Genomic DNA, 14,474 nt, shown 5'->3' with positions numbered 1-14,474 from the left:
CATCAACCATTTCAAAATAACTACTTGGCTTAACGCAGTCATTGCACTGATTTTATACTTTCTTAACTTTTTAAAAAAAAGCTAGGTACCATAAGATCCAGTTTGTATCTACTGAAATGCCGACCACATTGACGATCATACTTAACTAAGCATGAAAATCAGCGTTTCTTTACCAAGCTTTCTAAGATTTCCATTCCCTTACTCTTTGTCATTACATTCTGAACATATGTGTTAACAAACGCTTGAGCCTGCGGATCATTACTAGCACCTATCTCTTTGGCAGCTGCTTCCTCGTCATATGGCGTACGTCGAAATTCATATCCCTGAGAACTGAGTAAGAGCCAATAAGCACCACGTTCATCTGCAAATGGCATTCCTACACTTCCCGCGTTAAGAATACATAGATCCCCAACCTCTGCCTTAAATTGTATATGTGTGTGTCCACATACTACAATTGGTTCGTTCACATCATTAAAAATGGCTTCGAGGCGTTCCTTTGATGTATGGGGTGTAAATATCTCTTCATCGCTAGTTGGGGTAGCATGACAGAATAAAATATTACCTAACCCCTTAATATAAAGCGTTTTCTTTGTTGGCATTTTAGATAAAAAATCGCGTTGGGAGCTAGTTAGTTGATTGGCGACCCATTGTTGCTTCTCACTACCTTTTTCAGACATATGTTCGAGCGACTCACCGTCAAAGGCCATCACCACTTCTCGATCGCCATTCCCACGAATGTAGCGAGCCTTATCACCCAACTGAATCAAGCGTTCTAACGTTTTTTCTGGCATAGGACCAGAAACAATATCTCCTCCAATGAAAATCAAATCAGGTTGTACCTCTTTAAGCTCGTTCAGCACTGCATTGAGTGCTGGTAAATTCCCATGAATATCGTAAAGAGCAGCAATTTTCATTTTAACACTCCTATATCTAGTGTTCTTATATATTTCTACAGTTAGATTGCAGAACCCTCTGTCATTTTCATTTTTATGTATATTTTTTCTTAACTATTTCATTAATGGAGAGATAAATGTTAGAACAGAGCAGTAGATACAATAGCCTCCCCACTTTTCCAAGTAAGGAGGCTTATTATCTTTTATCTAAAAAGATCTAAAAATCGTTCCCAAATCCCCTTTTCCTCTTTTACCGGTGCCTCGGTTGTTTCAGGTTCTGGAATTTTAATGCTTTCTGTTTGCAAGACAAATTGAACAACTTCGACATTCTTATTTTGGTCAGATACAAAAGACTTTGGCTCAAAATCGGAGTTATCATATTCCTCCATCATCTCATCTGTCTCTTGTTTAATTTGTCCTGGTAAATCATTCGTCGCCTCCTGTAACTCGTTGGTGCCTTTATGCAGTTCATTTGCACCATCACTGGTTGCAGCGGTTCCTTTTTCCAGTTCTTGTATACCAGTATCTAGCTTTCCGTACGAAGATGCCAGCTTACTTACACCATCTGTATAGCTTAATAGCCCATTATGGAAAGATTGGTATTCGGAAGATAGAGAAGAAAATCCTTCTTGAAGCTGAGCCATGGCATCCATTCCATCCATGTTTTTAAGAGCCTTCTCTAATTCTGATGCCATCGCTTCTAAATTAGCTGCCATTTCCCTTGTGCCGCTAGCAGATTGATTTAGTGAATCTGTCACACTACCAAATGCGCCTTTAACTGCATTATATGTTTGTTTTGCAGCATTTGCTGCTCTATATGTCTCTACTAATTGATTAACTACTTCCTTATTTGCATTACTTTCATATAACTTGTTTATCTGTGCTTCACTAATATTATAGGAAGGAACATTGGCGATTGCTTCATCCAACTTATGATATGCTTTGCTATAGTTTTCTTTTAACGTGTCAATACCTTGAGCGTTTTTTTTCAAGCCTCCAGCAACTTGACGGAGCCCTGCTGGTAATTCTTGAAGCTGACTAAGATCTAAATTCCCAGTACTCGCTTGAACAGATTTATTTATCTTTTTTATTGCATCCTGAATGGAAGAAGACCCATTAACTAATAAGCTAGAGGATTGATCTAGCTCTTTGATACCGCTTCGATATTCACTTGAACCATTACTTATTTCCTTTGCCCCTTGATTGAGTTCATCAATTCCAAGACTTAACTCACCAACACCTGAATTAACTTCACTAATCGCTCCAGCTAAATTCTGCATTTTCCCAGTCATGCCACCGATATCTGGACTTTCAATAGACATGGAATAAGGCGCTGCGTTTATTTCAATTGGCTGCATTTCAAAATTGGTGACATCTGCTGATACAATTACCTCTTCTTCTTGTTCAGGCATTACCGAAAAGGTAATTTGCTTATTTTTACCAGCATTAGCTTCCGTTCCCTCTGGAGCTTGGATGTTATTCGCTTTTGCCGGATCAAGTGTAATGGCAATTTGTAGTATATAATTCTCAAAGAATACAGGATCTACCTCTTCATTTTTTGATGTCGATAATTGGATTTCCAAAGATCCACTTTTTCCAGCTAAATCATTTGGTTCGATTTCTTTTCCATCCAGCAAATAGGTGATAGAAACATCCCATGGCAATGGCTGGTTTTCCATTTTTCCCTGATAATAAAATTCTTCTTCATCTGCTTGAAAATGCACGGTATTATTCTGTTTTTTTTCCATTTCGTGCAAATTACTTAAATTCCTGATAGCTGTATAATCCCCATGATCTATCATTTTTCCTGGCTCTATTACACGAAATGTATTCACTACATACAAATCCTGCATCATTCCATTTGCATCCATATTTCCATATATGACTTCATCCTTGGAAGAGAACGCTCCATCGTTTTGAGTAGTAGCATCTTCCTTATCTGACTTTTCAGTGGCGAGCGTAACTGGCGGAAAGGAAGCTAATACAAGAATTGCGCTCCATATCACAAGACTTACTTTTTTTGTTCGCACTTCATCACTTCCCCTTATAAAAATTTGGTTTCCATATGGTTTTTTCAATTATTCGGTCAAAAACGAGTAACAATGCCGGAAGGAGTAAGACAACCATTACAAATGCTAATAACGCACCTCGTCCCAGCAATAGTCCAATGGACGATACGATCGGATTCGTTGACGTAAGCCATAAAATGAATCCAACACTGGAAAGAATGGAAGCAGAAACTCCAATGGAAAATATCTTTTCATTAATGGTCTTTCGGATGGCATCCTTAGCGGTCATTTGCTTGCGGTTTTCTTTATATGCTTCCGTTAATAAAATAGCGTAATCAACTGTTGCCGCAAGCTGTACCGTACTAATAATCAAGTACCCTACGTATACGAGAGGTGTATTTGTAAAGTATGGAATAGATAAATTAATCCATACAGCCGACTGAATCGTTACTAATAATACTACTGGTAGTGAAATCGACCGGAACGTAACCAGTAAGACAATTGCTATCATCATAACCGTCAGTACGTTTACGACTGTATTATCTTTTTCTACGATATGCTTCATGTCATACAGAGTTACACTTTCTCCTAGCACATGATAATCATCACCATAATAGTCTGCTGCCGTTGCTTTTACTTCATCAATAAAATCAAATGTTTCTTCACCTTCAGCATCAATAGTCGAATTTAAGATAATCCGGCTATAGTTTTCTGAGTAGAACTGATCTGTTACCGATTCATCTAAATATTCAGGTGGTATAGCAGCACTAACTGAATCAACATAGGATACAGTACTTTTTACAGCATGTAATTCATTTAAATCATCTACCAGCTTTTCCTCTTTGGCAAGATCTCCTTTCGGAACTAATAGAACCATTGGTGTATGTTTGCCAAAACTGTCTTCAATTTTTATCGAATCACTCCCCGCACGGGTCGATTCTGGCTGATCACCAACTCCATACATGAAATTAGTCTGACTTTGTCCTAAGAAAGCTGGGATAATCAAAACCATGACAATAATTAGCGCTGGAATACGTAGTCTTATCAGCGACTTCCCGACATTAGGAATGCTCGGCAATAATTGTTTATGCTGTGTTCTGTCAATCCATTTATAAAACATTACGGTTAGTGCTGGTAAAAAGACCATTACACTAATGAAGCTAAGTAAGATACCTTTTACTAAATTGAGACCTAAATCTGCACCGATTTCGAAATCCATAAAGGTCAATGCAATAAATCCAAAGAACGTTGTAGAAGCACTTGCTGCAATTGCAGGGAAAGATTGCTTCATCGCTAGTTGCATCGCTTTTTCTGGACTATTTACTTCCCTTCGGTGATCAGAAAAACTATGCAGCAGAAATATAGCATAATCGAGCGATACGGCAAGTTGCAAAATTGGTGCAACAGATTGTGTAACAAAGGATATTTCAGAAATAAATACATTGGTACCCAAGTTAATAAGTACAGAAACTCCAATTGCTGTTAAAAAGAATACCGGCTCAGCCCATGATCTTGTGGATAGGATAAGAATTAAAATAATAATTGGTATTAGCAATGCTGCAGCATACATCGTCTCTTTCCCAGTCATTTTCTGTGATGTTGCTGTATCAAGTGCCTCACCAGACATCGCGTTGTCTTTACCAATTAATTGGTAGATTGCATCTGTCGTATCTACTTCTTTTCCTTCAGCAATATGAAAAGAAAACAGTGCATTCCCGTTCTTGTAATAGGATTCCACCGTATCTTCGTCTGCCATTTCTACTGGTGTTTTTATATCGATTACATCATCCAGCCACGTTACTTCTGAGACGCCATCAATGGCTTCTAGATCTTTTTTTACTGCTAAAGCCTCTTGAATACTAACATTTTTCATCATCACACGGGTATTTGCAACCGCCCCATCAAATTCTGCATCCATCGTTTCCATGGCAACGGTAGACGGTGCATCCTCCGGGAGATAATCTACCATATTGTAGTTAACTGATACGGCAAACTGGGCAACAACACAAATAGCTGCCAATATCACAAATGTAAGTACAACCGATTTTTTATGCCTTAGTATCTGCGCTGTCCATTCAATCAGTGTTCATCCTCTCTTGCATCGTTAATTCAAATCTTTTATTATTATAATATACACCGTGTTGGATTAACAACAAACAGTTTATAAACATACGTATAAAAAGCAACAGATTTTTTTGAAATGTTGGATATCAATGTAAAGAAAGTGTGAACAATGTATGAACCCGAAATTAGATCGACGAAAGAAATATACACGCATGGTATTGAAGGATAGTTTAATTAGTTTGTTAAGCACGAAGCAAATCGCAGCAATTACCGTTAAAGAAATTTGTGAGCAAGCCGATATTAACCGTTCTACCTTTTACACACACTACAAAGATCAATTTGATTTACTTAGACAAATAGAAGAAGAAATCATTGCAGATATGAACACCTATTTAAGTCAACATAATTTTAGTGAAATCGAGAAGTCGTTACAAACAACAGAAAGACTATTGGAGTATATCGTTTCAAAGTCTGATATCTGTAACGTCCTATTAAATGAAAATGGGGATACTTCTTTTGAGCGAAGAGTAATGGAAGTAGCACGTAGCTTTCTCATTACTACGTGGATGGATTGTCAGGAAAATGATGCGGCTGTATCTGAATACATAAGTACATTTATTATAAGCGGAAGTATTCACGTCATTAAACATTGGCTTGCCAACGACATGGATAAAACACCTCAGCAAATTGCCCAAATTATTAACAGCATTGCCATTAATGGAATAGATCAAAACTCTTGATCTATAACGTACGGAAAAACACACATCCATTTTCGTTCAGTTTTCAAATACAGATAAACCAAGACTTTCAAAAGATGATTACGACATAAATTCGTGGTCATCTTTTTGTGCGTTTTAGTCATAGCATATTTTCAAGCTTAAATTCATTAACAATAAGAAACCCGATAAAGTGAAACTTCAATCAGTTAAAGGGTTTGGTTTATCCCCACTGATTGTTCGTGCCACAAGGGTATGAACTAAAGGTCCTAAAACCAATTCGACATTTACTGGCAGTTGCCCCCCTCTTATCCATATTGGTTCACTTTATTGCTTGAAGTGGGAGCTTACTGCAAGTTATATGCGGGATAAAGTGAAATTTCAATTATTTGAACTGATTATAGTACTCTTTCGGATTAGAAATATGGTTCTCAACAAAAAATCTAGCTTCGGCTTTAATCATGCTTGTATAAGCGTTGTTGTCCATCGTATTATTTTCTAATCCTTCCACATTCCCCTTTACATGGACTCTATTTGCCTTTAAATCTACAAGCACGGTTAAATAAATTTTGTCATGAGATGATACAGTTCCAGTTACTTGTTTTTTCTCTAAATCGACAATAGGATATTCTACCTTCACTCCTATTGGTTTAAATATAGTATATCCCTCATTTGATTTCTCCTTTTTATGTTTCATCTGAAATATTCCCTCACCTTTACCATTGTTAAACGAGTCTTATACGCCCATAAGGTGAAATCACTTCCACCAACCTACAATAATGACTCGCAAGCGTGAACTACTCCCACCACTAACCACCCTTACGGGTTGCTTGAAGTGGGGGTTTCTCGGGTAATCGCCACTTTTGGTAGCTGACGAATCGCCAGTCGTCAACAAACAAAAACTCCTTGACCAAAACATTTCTTTCCATAACTTTTTACGAACAGGAGGAAAATCCCTCTTGATAAGTCTTGAACTGGCACTTTTATAGGCATTGATGAATTTCGACCTTTATAGAACCAAAAATTAATGATTATTGCGTTGCTCATGATTTAATATTAGCTCATACATGCTACATTCATGGACTCTGTTAAATCTATTCAAGATTTCTTCGTTGTTACCTGTATAGTGGGCGCATGCGGAAACTGGCCTTAATTGTAATACTTCTGATTTCAGCGTGCTTTCTACCTCTTTCCCCTCTATATAAACATGAAAATAAGCATCCTTTTTTATAAAATGATTTGATTCATACCAGCTGTTCACCCATCTATCATCCCGTGTCCATGCTTCGATTCGACGAATCCCCATATCTCTAAGATATTTAATGGCTTTGTCTAATAGTGCTGTAGCAACTCCCTTTCTTTGAAAGTCTGGATGAACTGCAATATGCCAAATCATTCCGCTAATTATATTTTCATTAGAACAGATTGTATTTGGTTTCTGCTCACATTCAATATCCATGATACCTATAATCTGGTTACCCTCTTCTGCAACTAGTTCAACAGATGGATGAGCATAATTTTCCTTCTCTCTTCGTACATCATCAAAATAAGCAGTATCCAGGAATGATAATACTCGACATCGCAACCAGCCTTTCTCATCATTATCTTCGTATGTCCTAATTACCATGTAATCACTCCAAACCTACATGTTCTAATCTACTTCCAAATGTTATCTAATTGATTAGCATAGAAATTAATTGCTTTTTTGTAGCGTTCTATCTTTTCGTCAGTTGTCGTATCTACTAGACAGTTTAGTAATATCTCCATTGCTTTACTATGTTCACTTAGATTATATAACGTCATTGAATAGAACGTTTGAATGGCTCGATTATCAGGAAATAACTCGATAGCCTTTAGAAATGTATCTTTTGACTTTTCATATTCGCCTAATGTTCTATACGTACTCCCTAGCCCCAATAATGCGTCTTCCAACTCCTCTGATGATAACCCTAATTGAATCGCTTTTTCATAATAAGGTACAGCTTGTATTTCTACTCCTAGTAAGTCAAAACTCCAAGCACATTGATAATTTATCGATGCATTTTCAGGAAATTGCTGTACCAGTTTGATGAGCAATTCATTCGATTCTTTATGGTTTCCATTTTTACGTAAGTGAATCGCTTTTTCTAATTCTCTTTTCATCATTTTCAGCTCCGATGTTTTTATTAGATTGGATTCCGTAACTCGATTATTGATTAAATTATCTACAATCCAAGTCGGTAATACATAGGTTATACGTTTGCTTCCAAAGTTACTATTCTTTGAATAACAGACTGAACTTCTGTCTCTTTTTTGATTACAAATAAATGATCTGCTTCGTCTATCAATGGTGCTTTTATATCCTCCTTATCCGTTTCCGCTTGTTGTCGCGTTGTCGCGTAAGCACTTCTTCAAAATTGGAAACAAACCTAAATATAGCTGTACTGCGCTGACTTTTAATCACTCGCTCTTGCAGAATAGGATCAGGGATATCAAAATTAACAAGAATGCTAGTAAAACCGTTACGTTGAAAATACGAAAGCAGTTCTAAACGATCCTTGCGAGAACGATTTGAGTTACAAAGAATGAGATGTAAATTAGTTTGTTGAACAGCATAACTAACAATTGATTGTGTGATCGTGTATTTAATAGCATTGGGCCCTTGTTTTGGTAGTAAGGGTTTGTAATAGGTGTTGATGAATTCAGCATGGTTATCTTGGTCGATCACCAATGAATGATGTAGCTGTTGCTCAAGGGCTTTAGCAAATGTAGTTTTCCCGCTATGTGTTTTACCAACTGTAATAATTACTAATCTTTTCAATAGCACATTCCTCTTCTAAATTTTTATGCTGAAAATTTAGAATTCGATAGATTATTACTAATTTCCTTCTTCTCATTTATAAATGAATTATAGAAAGGCATAGAATAGCATGTTACCCATTTTAAAATCTGGATATAAAAGAGAAAAATGACATCCCTCATTAAAGTGAAACCTCAAACAGTGGGGGTTTGTTTTATCCCACACAGATTGTTCGTACCACAAGGGTATGACCTAAAAGCCTTCGAACTAATCGGACATTTACTGACAGTCGATCCCCCACTTCCCCATATTGGGGATGACGTTTCACCTTATGAGAAATGATTACAAAAATAACAGCTATCAAATAATAAGGTAAAGACAAAAAAATAACGATTCCTCTGTTGAAGAATCGCCAGCTTGTAAATAAACCCCTATGTTTTCTACAAGCTTTTTTGTACTGGTAGGCTGCTCGCTCTTTTTTAGTCTGTAAAATGAATTATAACAATTCTTTATTCTTTTTATAGGAGATCTTTAAGGAAATAAAACTTATAATAAACCAAATGAGGCAAATACTTAAAAGTAATCCCAAAAGCTCTCCCCATTCATTTTGCTTACTTGGGATACCGACAAAAATGAAATAGAGCAACATATAAATAATCCCAAAACTACATGTCCTGCTAAAAATATGCGTTAGCTCTTTCTTGTAGGCATGTTCTGTAGCAACATCTGTATATTCCATACCAGATATAATATACCTTAATAGAACATATCCTAAAAAAATGAATATAGAAGCAAACAAAGCAAATTCTATATCGAGCTGAAAATTGAATACGTACCGACTACTGATAAATATACTAAATAACGCTATCAGTAGAACAATGGATCCTTCTGATAAAAAGTAAAGAATCTTTTTTTCTTTATATTCGTCATTTGGTAATAAAAACGATAGCCATGACTTCATTACATTTCCACCTCCCAGAATAATTCATCTAACGTTTTATGAAGTTCTTTTGCTATGGCAATGCAAAGTTGGAGACTCGGATTATATACTCCCTTCTCGATTAGTCCTATTGTCTGCCTTGTTACGCCTACTTTTTTGGCTAATTGTGCTTGCGTCATCGATAATTTTATTCTTGCTATTTTCACATTGTTTTTCATACATTCACCTACGCAATGTAAATTATATATTACTTTTGCAATTTATATATTACATTGTAATTTAAAAGAAGTCAACCTAAGCCGATTAGTTACATAAAAAAGCGATCCCTCTTAAAGGACCGCATGATTATCACCAATATAGCTTAATAAATAGGCTATACCATTGGCGATAGTCAAAATCTTAATCATTTTACTTTAAAAGCACCATTTTCTTTACTAACTATAGTGTACAACTTTTTGCATTCCAATATAGCCTGCAAACAACTATTCACTAGATTTGCTATTAGCCATTTTTATAGCCATCTTTATTCCTGTTGCAATCAACATACCAATTAATCCAGCGATACTCATTGTCATAATATGATCCCAATCTATCTCTTTTTTATTCCACAAGCTTATTGCAACTACTGCTACGATTACACCTAGCACCCAAGGTAGCCAGAACCTCGATAAGCTCTTCATCCCCATTCCCTCCTCCTTCCTTCATTTCTCTTACCGTCATCGCTTCCAGTTTATTTTTATTTAAAATGTATATCTATTTTCCCAGCACCTTTTTCATAGAATACCTGTGCCAAAGCACCATTGACTAAGGTGAGTTGTGGAGGTAAGTGACCTGTATCTACATCGTAAATAAATGAGATATTCTCCTTAGAGAAAATATCGATCAATACATCCTTTAGTTGATAATCCTTTGTAGGAGTATATCCACTTAATCTACCGATTAGGACACCATTTGTATTTTTAAACCATCCATTCGCTTTCATTTGCCACAAAGCACGATAAATCTCAGCTGCACTCATATCAACACTTTCAAGATACCAAATCGTCCCTTCATTTTCTGTATACGTATCTAGGTAATTTTCCACTTGATCAAATGGTGTACCTTTTGAAGTGTATTAATGACACCACCTAACAATCTTCCAGAGAAAGTTTCCTTCGTATTGAGACTTTTCCATTCCGTTTGGCTATCCAAATAGAAGCCAGTTGCCGGGTTTTTAAACACCTTCTCCCATGAAGACTGAAATTTAGAAGATGATTGCTGTGTAACAATTTCTTTCTGATTAGCTGTTAATACACGCTCCCAACCACTACTTGTTTCATCTAAAGTTGGTGCAGACATCTCCACAAAATTTATTCCATGGGCTGATGCATTGCCAGTAATTGTTGTATACACAAAGTTCATTGTACTAATATCGGAATATCCTAGTATCCACTTTGGAGGCATCTTCTTGATTTTCTCCCAATCTAACAATGGAAAAATTTCTAATGAAAATTGTCCACCCCACGGTGGAATAATTGCTTTAACTGTCGGGTCCATATAGAGATCCATAAATTCTTTTGCTCTTTTTTCTTTTGTTGCACTTCTTGCTTTTTCTTCAGTCCATACGGTTTCTGCCAATTCCACTTGATACCCAAGGGATTCCATATTACTTTTTGCTTCCTCTAATAAAATATGTAACGGTCTTTCTACACCACTTGAAATAGCAGTAACAGCAATTTTATCCCCTTTTTGTAGGGGAGTTGGATATTGTATTTTCAATTGTACTCCCTCCTTATCATATAAAAAAGCCCATCATCCCATAAGAGACGACAGGCTTTACTTTCGTGGTACCACTCTTTTTGATTCATTTACAAAACAAATCCACTTCATTAACCAATTACTGAGTTAACCGTTAAGACCTACATATCAGCCTTACCACTCCAGGGCGAGTTGGGGTTATATTGACTACCTTACACCAACCGGCAGCTCTCTTAACAATAATAATCCTTAATACTCCCTATCATCGTGTTTCCTTTTATGAAATTTCCAATAGTTTATAATTGATACACATTTTTGTCAAGTTTAGAACCCAAGAATTCGATTAGAAAAAACATCCGCTTTAACTAATTTCCTCCTCAAATGATAGGTTTACTGGCTCATCCAATAATTCTGTTTGTATTTCCAAATTAGTTGTTGCCACATTTTTATCCACTTCTTCAAAACGAAATTGGTCTGCCCATATAATGCCTTGACCCGTTAATATAACTCCAAATGATATGACCGAGCTTTCAGAAGGAACATCCAAAACAATCGTATATCGGTTCCATTGCGTAGTCCCTTTGATAGGGCGATTACTCATATTATCAAACTGTAAAACATCATCAAAAGCATTATCTACTCTCATCCACATACCAGAAAAAGTGTCTATATCTTTTGTTTTTAAAAAACAAGATAGTCTCATTCGTTTTCCGATAAATTTATCTGCTTTGAATTGCTGCATCATCGTAGCAAAGTTTGAAGAATCAATCACCGTTTTAGCTTTTAAATAGCCTGATGATTTTCCACAATGTACGACCTCCCGATCCATTCCCATCTCATAATTAAACGGGTCCGACCCACTTAAAAACCAACCTTTCACTTGATTATCCATATAAGATTCCTCCTTATTTTTCAGTACATCCGACATTAATTTTCGATACTTCCCAGGAGGCAAATGATAAGCCTTTTTAAAGACCCTAGAAAAAGCCTCCTGTGATTCAAAATGATAATAAAGTGCGATATCTAGAATCCGTTCGTCTGTGTATAACAGATCCACTGATGCATTTGCTAATCTTCGCATTCGAATATATTCCGTTATCGTCATACCAACAGTTGTTTGAAAAATTCGATGAAAATGATATTTAGAAAAGCCTGCCCAATCCGCAATATCTTCCATTGTTAACAATTCATGCAAATGTTCTTCAATATAGGTAATCGTTTGATTAATGACATCCTCATATTTGATAGCATGTTCCTCCTTTCTTTATTAAAATATCAAAAAGGAATCCGTATGTTTTGATTAATTTTGCGATTTTTCTACTTCCAACCTACCTAAAACCGATAGTAAAAAAGCTTGCCATAAAAAAAAGACTCGGGGATCGAAAGACTTTAGCTTATAAAACACCCATCTATTTATCAAGAGGTTCTATCTTGCTTCGTAATATTAAAATTTTTATTCCAATTAAGAAGGAATTTAGGCTACCATTATAGAATATGTATATAAGCCATTATACCTGATCAATTTGAAGGGGATAGTAATATGAGTATAGGACTATATATAAAAAATAAACGTAAGCGACTTAATCTAACTCAAGAAGAAGTATGTCTAGGCATATGTTCTATTCCATACCTTAGTAAGGTTGAAAATAATAGCATTACTGCAAGTAAAGAAATTCTATTACTACTTTGCAAAAAACTAAAGATACCTTATGAAAAATTAGAAAAAAGCAAAGACCCATACATAGATGAATTATTAATTACTTACTTTAATGCTATTACTAATAAGAACTCCGAATCAGCCATTATTTCCTATAAACAAATCATTGATCAGTATTTTGCTCTTAACCAAGATCAAAAAAACATATTTTTACTCAATCAGTTGCTTGATTTAACCATATTAAGAAAGGACTTATATAAGGCAAATAAATTATTAATAGAAATAGAAAACAACTTAGGCATTATTATAACTAAACATTCTTATCATTATTATAAAAACAAGGCAATTCTTCTATTAAAGCAAAATAAGATACCGGCAAGCATGGAACTATTCGAATTAGCTGTAAAAAATGTGGAACAGTATCAACCTGATGGTGACTTCTACTATTTCTTTGCAATTGCATCGAGTAAAATGGAATGTTATTGCAGATCTATAGAAATGTTAAATAAAGCAAAAGCAATATATATTGAACAATTAGATCTAATAAAAATAATGAATTGCCATATATTACTTGGAATCAATTATATGCTTGTAAAAGAAATGACTTTAGCTAAAGAATACCTTAATATTTCATTAAAAGAAGTACTTAATCAGGGTGATAAAAAAAATGAAGCAAGGATACTTCATAATCTTGGTTACCTAGAGTATAAAGAGAAAAATTGGAATACAGCGGTGAGTTATTTGAATAGATGTTTAAATATTAAAGGAAAAAACTATAGTTCTATAAACACTATATATTTACTATACTTAATACGCTATAAACATTTAGGTATGGAAATTACTAAAGATATTAAAATGGCTTATGATATGGCAATTAAATCAAGAAATGAAGAATATATAATAAAGTTTAAAACATTGATTATCAACAGTGAAAACGGATTCTATAGTGAAGACAATCTTACATTTTTATTAAAAAAAGCGATCCCATTTTTTAATAAAAATGGAGATCGTGATGACTACAAATTTTATTTAAAAATGGCTGCTACTATTTTTGAGAGTAAAGGATTTTATAAAAAAGCAGTCTACTACTATAAATTAGCTTTAGAAATTGGGAAGGAGTTTAATCATGAATTTAATTAATAAGTATATATTTTCCCTAATGTTATTTATAATATTTACACAAAGTATTATATATCTTCCTAAAAATAATCTAGTATATATAACACAGCAAAATGAAGCTGACTATCCAGATAACATCTCAACACCTATTAAAGTTAATATTAAGTAGATGAGTTAATTTCATAATATAGAGCCCTTGGGGCTCAAGACTTTAAAGACATAAAAATTAGAGCACCTCCCCAAACCCTGTATAATGTTAGTTACCACACAAACATAAACAGAGAGGTGAGATGCCCCTATGTCTATTATACGACAACAAAGCTTGTTTGACATACACGAATTATATGAGATGGAACCTACCCATCATTTTGAAGCTGTTTTTTCAACAATCAATTTGGATCCTATCTTGAATTTATTTGATAAACCTAATAAAGTTGGTGCCCCAAGAGAACTGAATTACGGTGCCATGATCTACTCATTAATCGCTCGTGTGGAGCGAATTGTAACAATCAAAGACCTGATTAGGCGTTTAAAACGTGATCCTATTTTTCGATATGACT

Annotated in this window: 15 protein-coding genes, 2 pseudogenes and 1 other annotated feature; of the genes and pseudogenes, 3 read left to right on the top strand and 14 right to left on the bottom strand. The window is 35.1% G+C overall.

What is annotated here, in order from left to right; genetic code table 11:
- Positions 1-158 precede the first annotated feature (158 nt).
- The 3 genes from ABDZ84_RS11420 to ABDZ84_RS11410 form a co-directional block, all read right to left on the bottom strand.
- Positions 159-914, bottom strand: a complete 756-nt coding sequence (locus ABDZ84_RS11420; protein ID WP_121604676.1) for a metallophosphoesterase family protein — start codon at positions 912-914, stop codon at positions 159-161.
- A 182-nt stretch (positions 915-1,096) separates the two neighbouring features.
- Positions 1,097-2,923 (bottom strand): methyl-accepting chemotaxis protein, encoded by a 1,827-nt coding sequence (locus tag ABDZ84_RS11415; protein WP_343781535.1) that lies wholly within the window; start codon positions 2,921-2,923, stop codon positions 1,097-1,099.
- A gap of 4 nt (positions 2,924-2,927) precedes the next feature.
- Positions 2,928-4,871, bottom strand: coding sequence for an efflux RND transporter permease subunit (locus tag ABDZ84_RS11410; protein WP_343781539.1), 1,944 nt, complete (start codon positions 4,869-4,871; stop codon positions 2,928-2,930).
- A gap of 268 nt (positions 4,872-5,139) precedes the next feature.
- Here ABDZ84_RS11410 and ABDZ84_RS11405 point away from each other — a divergent pair, with 268 nt between their 5' ends.
- Positions 5,140-5,706, top strand: a complete 567-nt coding sequence (locus tag ABDZ84_RS11405; protein ID WP_166530984.1) for a TetR/AcrR family transcriptional regulator — start codon at positions 5,140-5,142, stop codon at positions 5,704-5,706.
- A 361-nt stretch (positions 5,707-6,067) separates the two neighbouring features.
- Here ABDZ84_RS11405 and ABDZ84_RS11400 read toward each other — a convergent pair whose 3' ends face one another.
- The 11 genes and pseudogenes from ABDZ84_RS11400 to ABDZ84_RS11350 all read right to left on the bottom strand — a co-directional run bounded on the left by ABDZ84_RS11400 (position 6,068) and on the right by ABDZ84_RS11350 (position 12,384).
- Complete coding sequence (locus ABDZ84_RS11400; RefSeq protein ID WP_026679741.1) at positions 6,068-6,379, bottom strand: hypothetical protein; 312 nt, start codon at positions 6,377-6,379, stop codon at positions 6,068-6,070.
- 144 nt (positions 6,380-6,523) lie between these two features.
- Positions 6,524-6,688: pseudogene (locus ABDZ84_RS11395) on the bottom strand (transposase); the annotation flags it as partial.
- A gap of 18 nt (positions 6,689-6,706) precedes the next feature.
- A complete protein-coding gene (locus ABDZ84_RS11390) occupies positions 6,707-7,309 on the bottom strand; it encodes a GNAT family N-acetyltransferase (RefSeq protein ID WP_121604672.1) in 603 nt (200 codons plus the stop codon).
- 29 nt (positions 7,310-7,338) lie between these two features.
- Positions 7,339-7,824, bottom strand: a complete 486-nt coding sequence (locus ABDZ84_RS11385; RefSeq protein WP_026679739.1) for a tetratricopeptide repeat protein — start codon at positions 7,822-7,824, stop codon at positions 7,339-7,341.
- A gap of 89 nt (positions 7,825-7,913) precedes the next feature.
- Positions 7,914-8,482 (bottom strand): annotated as a pseudogene (locus ABDZ84_RS11380) (AAA family ATPase).
- Positions 8,483-8,957: 475 nt separating this feature from the next.
- A complete protein-coding gene (locus ABDZ84_RS11375) occupies positions 8,958-9,422 on the bottom strand; it encodes a DUF3278 domain-containing protein (RefSeq protein WP_343781530.1) in 465 nt (154 codons plus the stop codon).
- Positions 9,422-9,619, bottom strand: a complete 198-nt coding sequence (locus ABDZ84_RS11370) for a helix-turn-helix transcriptional regulator (RefSeq protein WP_026679735.1) — start codon at positions 9,617-9,619, stop codon at positions 9,422-9,424. The genes ABDZ84_RS11375 and ABDZ84_RS11370 overlap by 1 nt, the downstream gene beginning before the upstream one ends.
- 264 nt (positions 9,620-9,883) lie before the next feature.
- Positions 9,884-10,081 carry a hypothetical protein gene (locus tag ABDZ84_RS11365; protein WP_121604669.1) on the bottom strand — a complete coding sequence of 66 codons (198 nt, stop codon included), beginning with the start codon at positions 10,079-10,081 and terminating at the stop codon, positions 9,884-9,886.
- A 56-nt stretch (positions 10,082-10,137) separates the two neighbouring features.
- Complete coding sequence (locus ABDZ84_RS11360) at positions 10,138-10,485, bottom strand: S66 peptidase family protein (protein WP_343781527.1); 348 nt, start codon at positions 10,483-10,485, stop codon at positions 10,138-10,140.
- A complete protein-coding gene (locus ABDZ84_RS11355) occupies positions 10,470-11,159 on the bottom strand; it encodes an LD-carboxypeptidase (RefSeq protein WP_343781525.1) in 690 nt (229 codons plus the stop codon). Before ABDZ84_RS11355 ends, ABDZ84_RS11360 begins: the two co-directional genes overlap by 16 nt.
- 40 nt (positions 11,160-11,199) lie before the next feature.
- Positions 11,200-11,413 (bottom strand) — a binding site (T-box leader).
- Between the two features lie 86 nt (positions 11,414-11,499).
- A complete protein-coding gene (locus ABDZ84_RS11350) occupies positions 11,500-12,384 on the bottom strand; it encodes a helix-turn-helix transcriptional regulator (protein WP_343781537.1) in 885 nt (294 codons plus the stop codon).
- Between the two features lie 294 nt (positions 12,385-12,678).
- On the opposite strand from ABDZ84_RS11350, the gene ABDZ84_RS11345 reads away from it, so the two are divergent.
- Entirely contained in the window at positions 12,679-13,935 is a 1,257-nt protein-coding gene (locus ABDZ84_RS11345) for a helix-turn-helix domain-containing protein (protein WP_343781523.1), read from the top strand.
- A 277-nt stretch (positions 13,936-14,212) separates the two neighbouring features.
- Positions 14,213-14,474 (top strand): transposase (locus ABDZ84_RS11340; RefSeq protein WP_486389543.1); only part of this gene is annotated, 262 nt, incomplete at its 3' end.

Origin of the sequence: Virgibacillus salarius (genome assembly GCF_039521925.1) — a bacterium.
In the GTDB taxonomy this organism is placed as follows: domain Bacteria; phylum Bacillota; class Bacilli; order Bacillales; family Amphibacillaceae; genus Virgibacillus; species Virgibacillus salarius.
This window is presented reverse-complemented; position numbering and strand designations above follow the sequence as displayed.

Excerpts from the sequence above, each read along its gene's own strand:
- ABDZ84_RS11420 (WP_121604676.1), bottom strand. The coding sequence starts at position 914 with ATGAAAATTGCTGCTCTTTACGATATTCATGGGAATTTACCAGCACTC.
- ABDZ84_RS11410 (WP_343781539.1), bottom strand. The coding sequence starts at position 4,871 with ATGGTAGATTATCTCCCGGAGGATGCACCGTCTACCGTTGCCATGGAA.
- ABDZ84_RS11405 (WP_166530984.1), top strand. The coding sequence starts at position 5,140 with ATGAACCCGAAATTAGATCGACGAAAGAAATATACACGCATGGTATTG.
- ABDZ84_RS11400 (WP_026679741.1), bottom strand. The coding sequence starts at position 6,379 with ATGAAACATAAAAAGGAGAAATCAAATGAGGGATATACTATATTTAAA.
- ABDZ84_RS11390 (WP_121604672.1), bottom strand. The coding sequence starts at position 7,309 with ATGGTAATTAGGACATACGAAGATAATGATGAGAAAGGCTGGTTGCGA.
- ABDZ84_RS11385 (WP_026679739.1), bottom strand. The coding sequence starts at position 7,824 with ATGAAAAGAGAATTAGAAAAAGCGATTCACTTACGTAAAAATGGAAAC.
- ABDZ84_RS11375 (WP_343781530.1), bottom strand. The coding sequence starts at position 9,422 with ATGAAGTCATGGCTATCGTTTTTATTACCAAATGACGAATATAAAGAA.
- ABDZ84_RS11370 (WP_026679735.1), bottom strand. The coding sequence starts at position 9,619 with ATGAAAAACAATGTGAAAATAGCAAGAATAAAATTATCGATGACGCAA.
- ABDZ84_RS11365 (WP_121604669.1), bottom strand. The coding sequence starts at position 10,081 with ATGAAGAGCTTATCGAGGTTCTGGCTACCTTGGGTGCTAGGTGTAATC.
- ABDZ84_RS11345 (WP_343781523.1), top strand. The coding sequence starts at position 12,679 with ATGAGTATAGGACTATATATAAAAAATAAACGTAAGCGACTTAATCTA.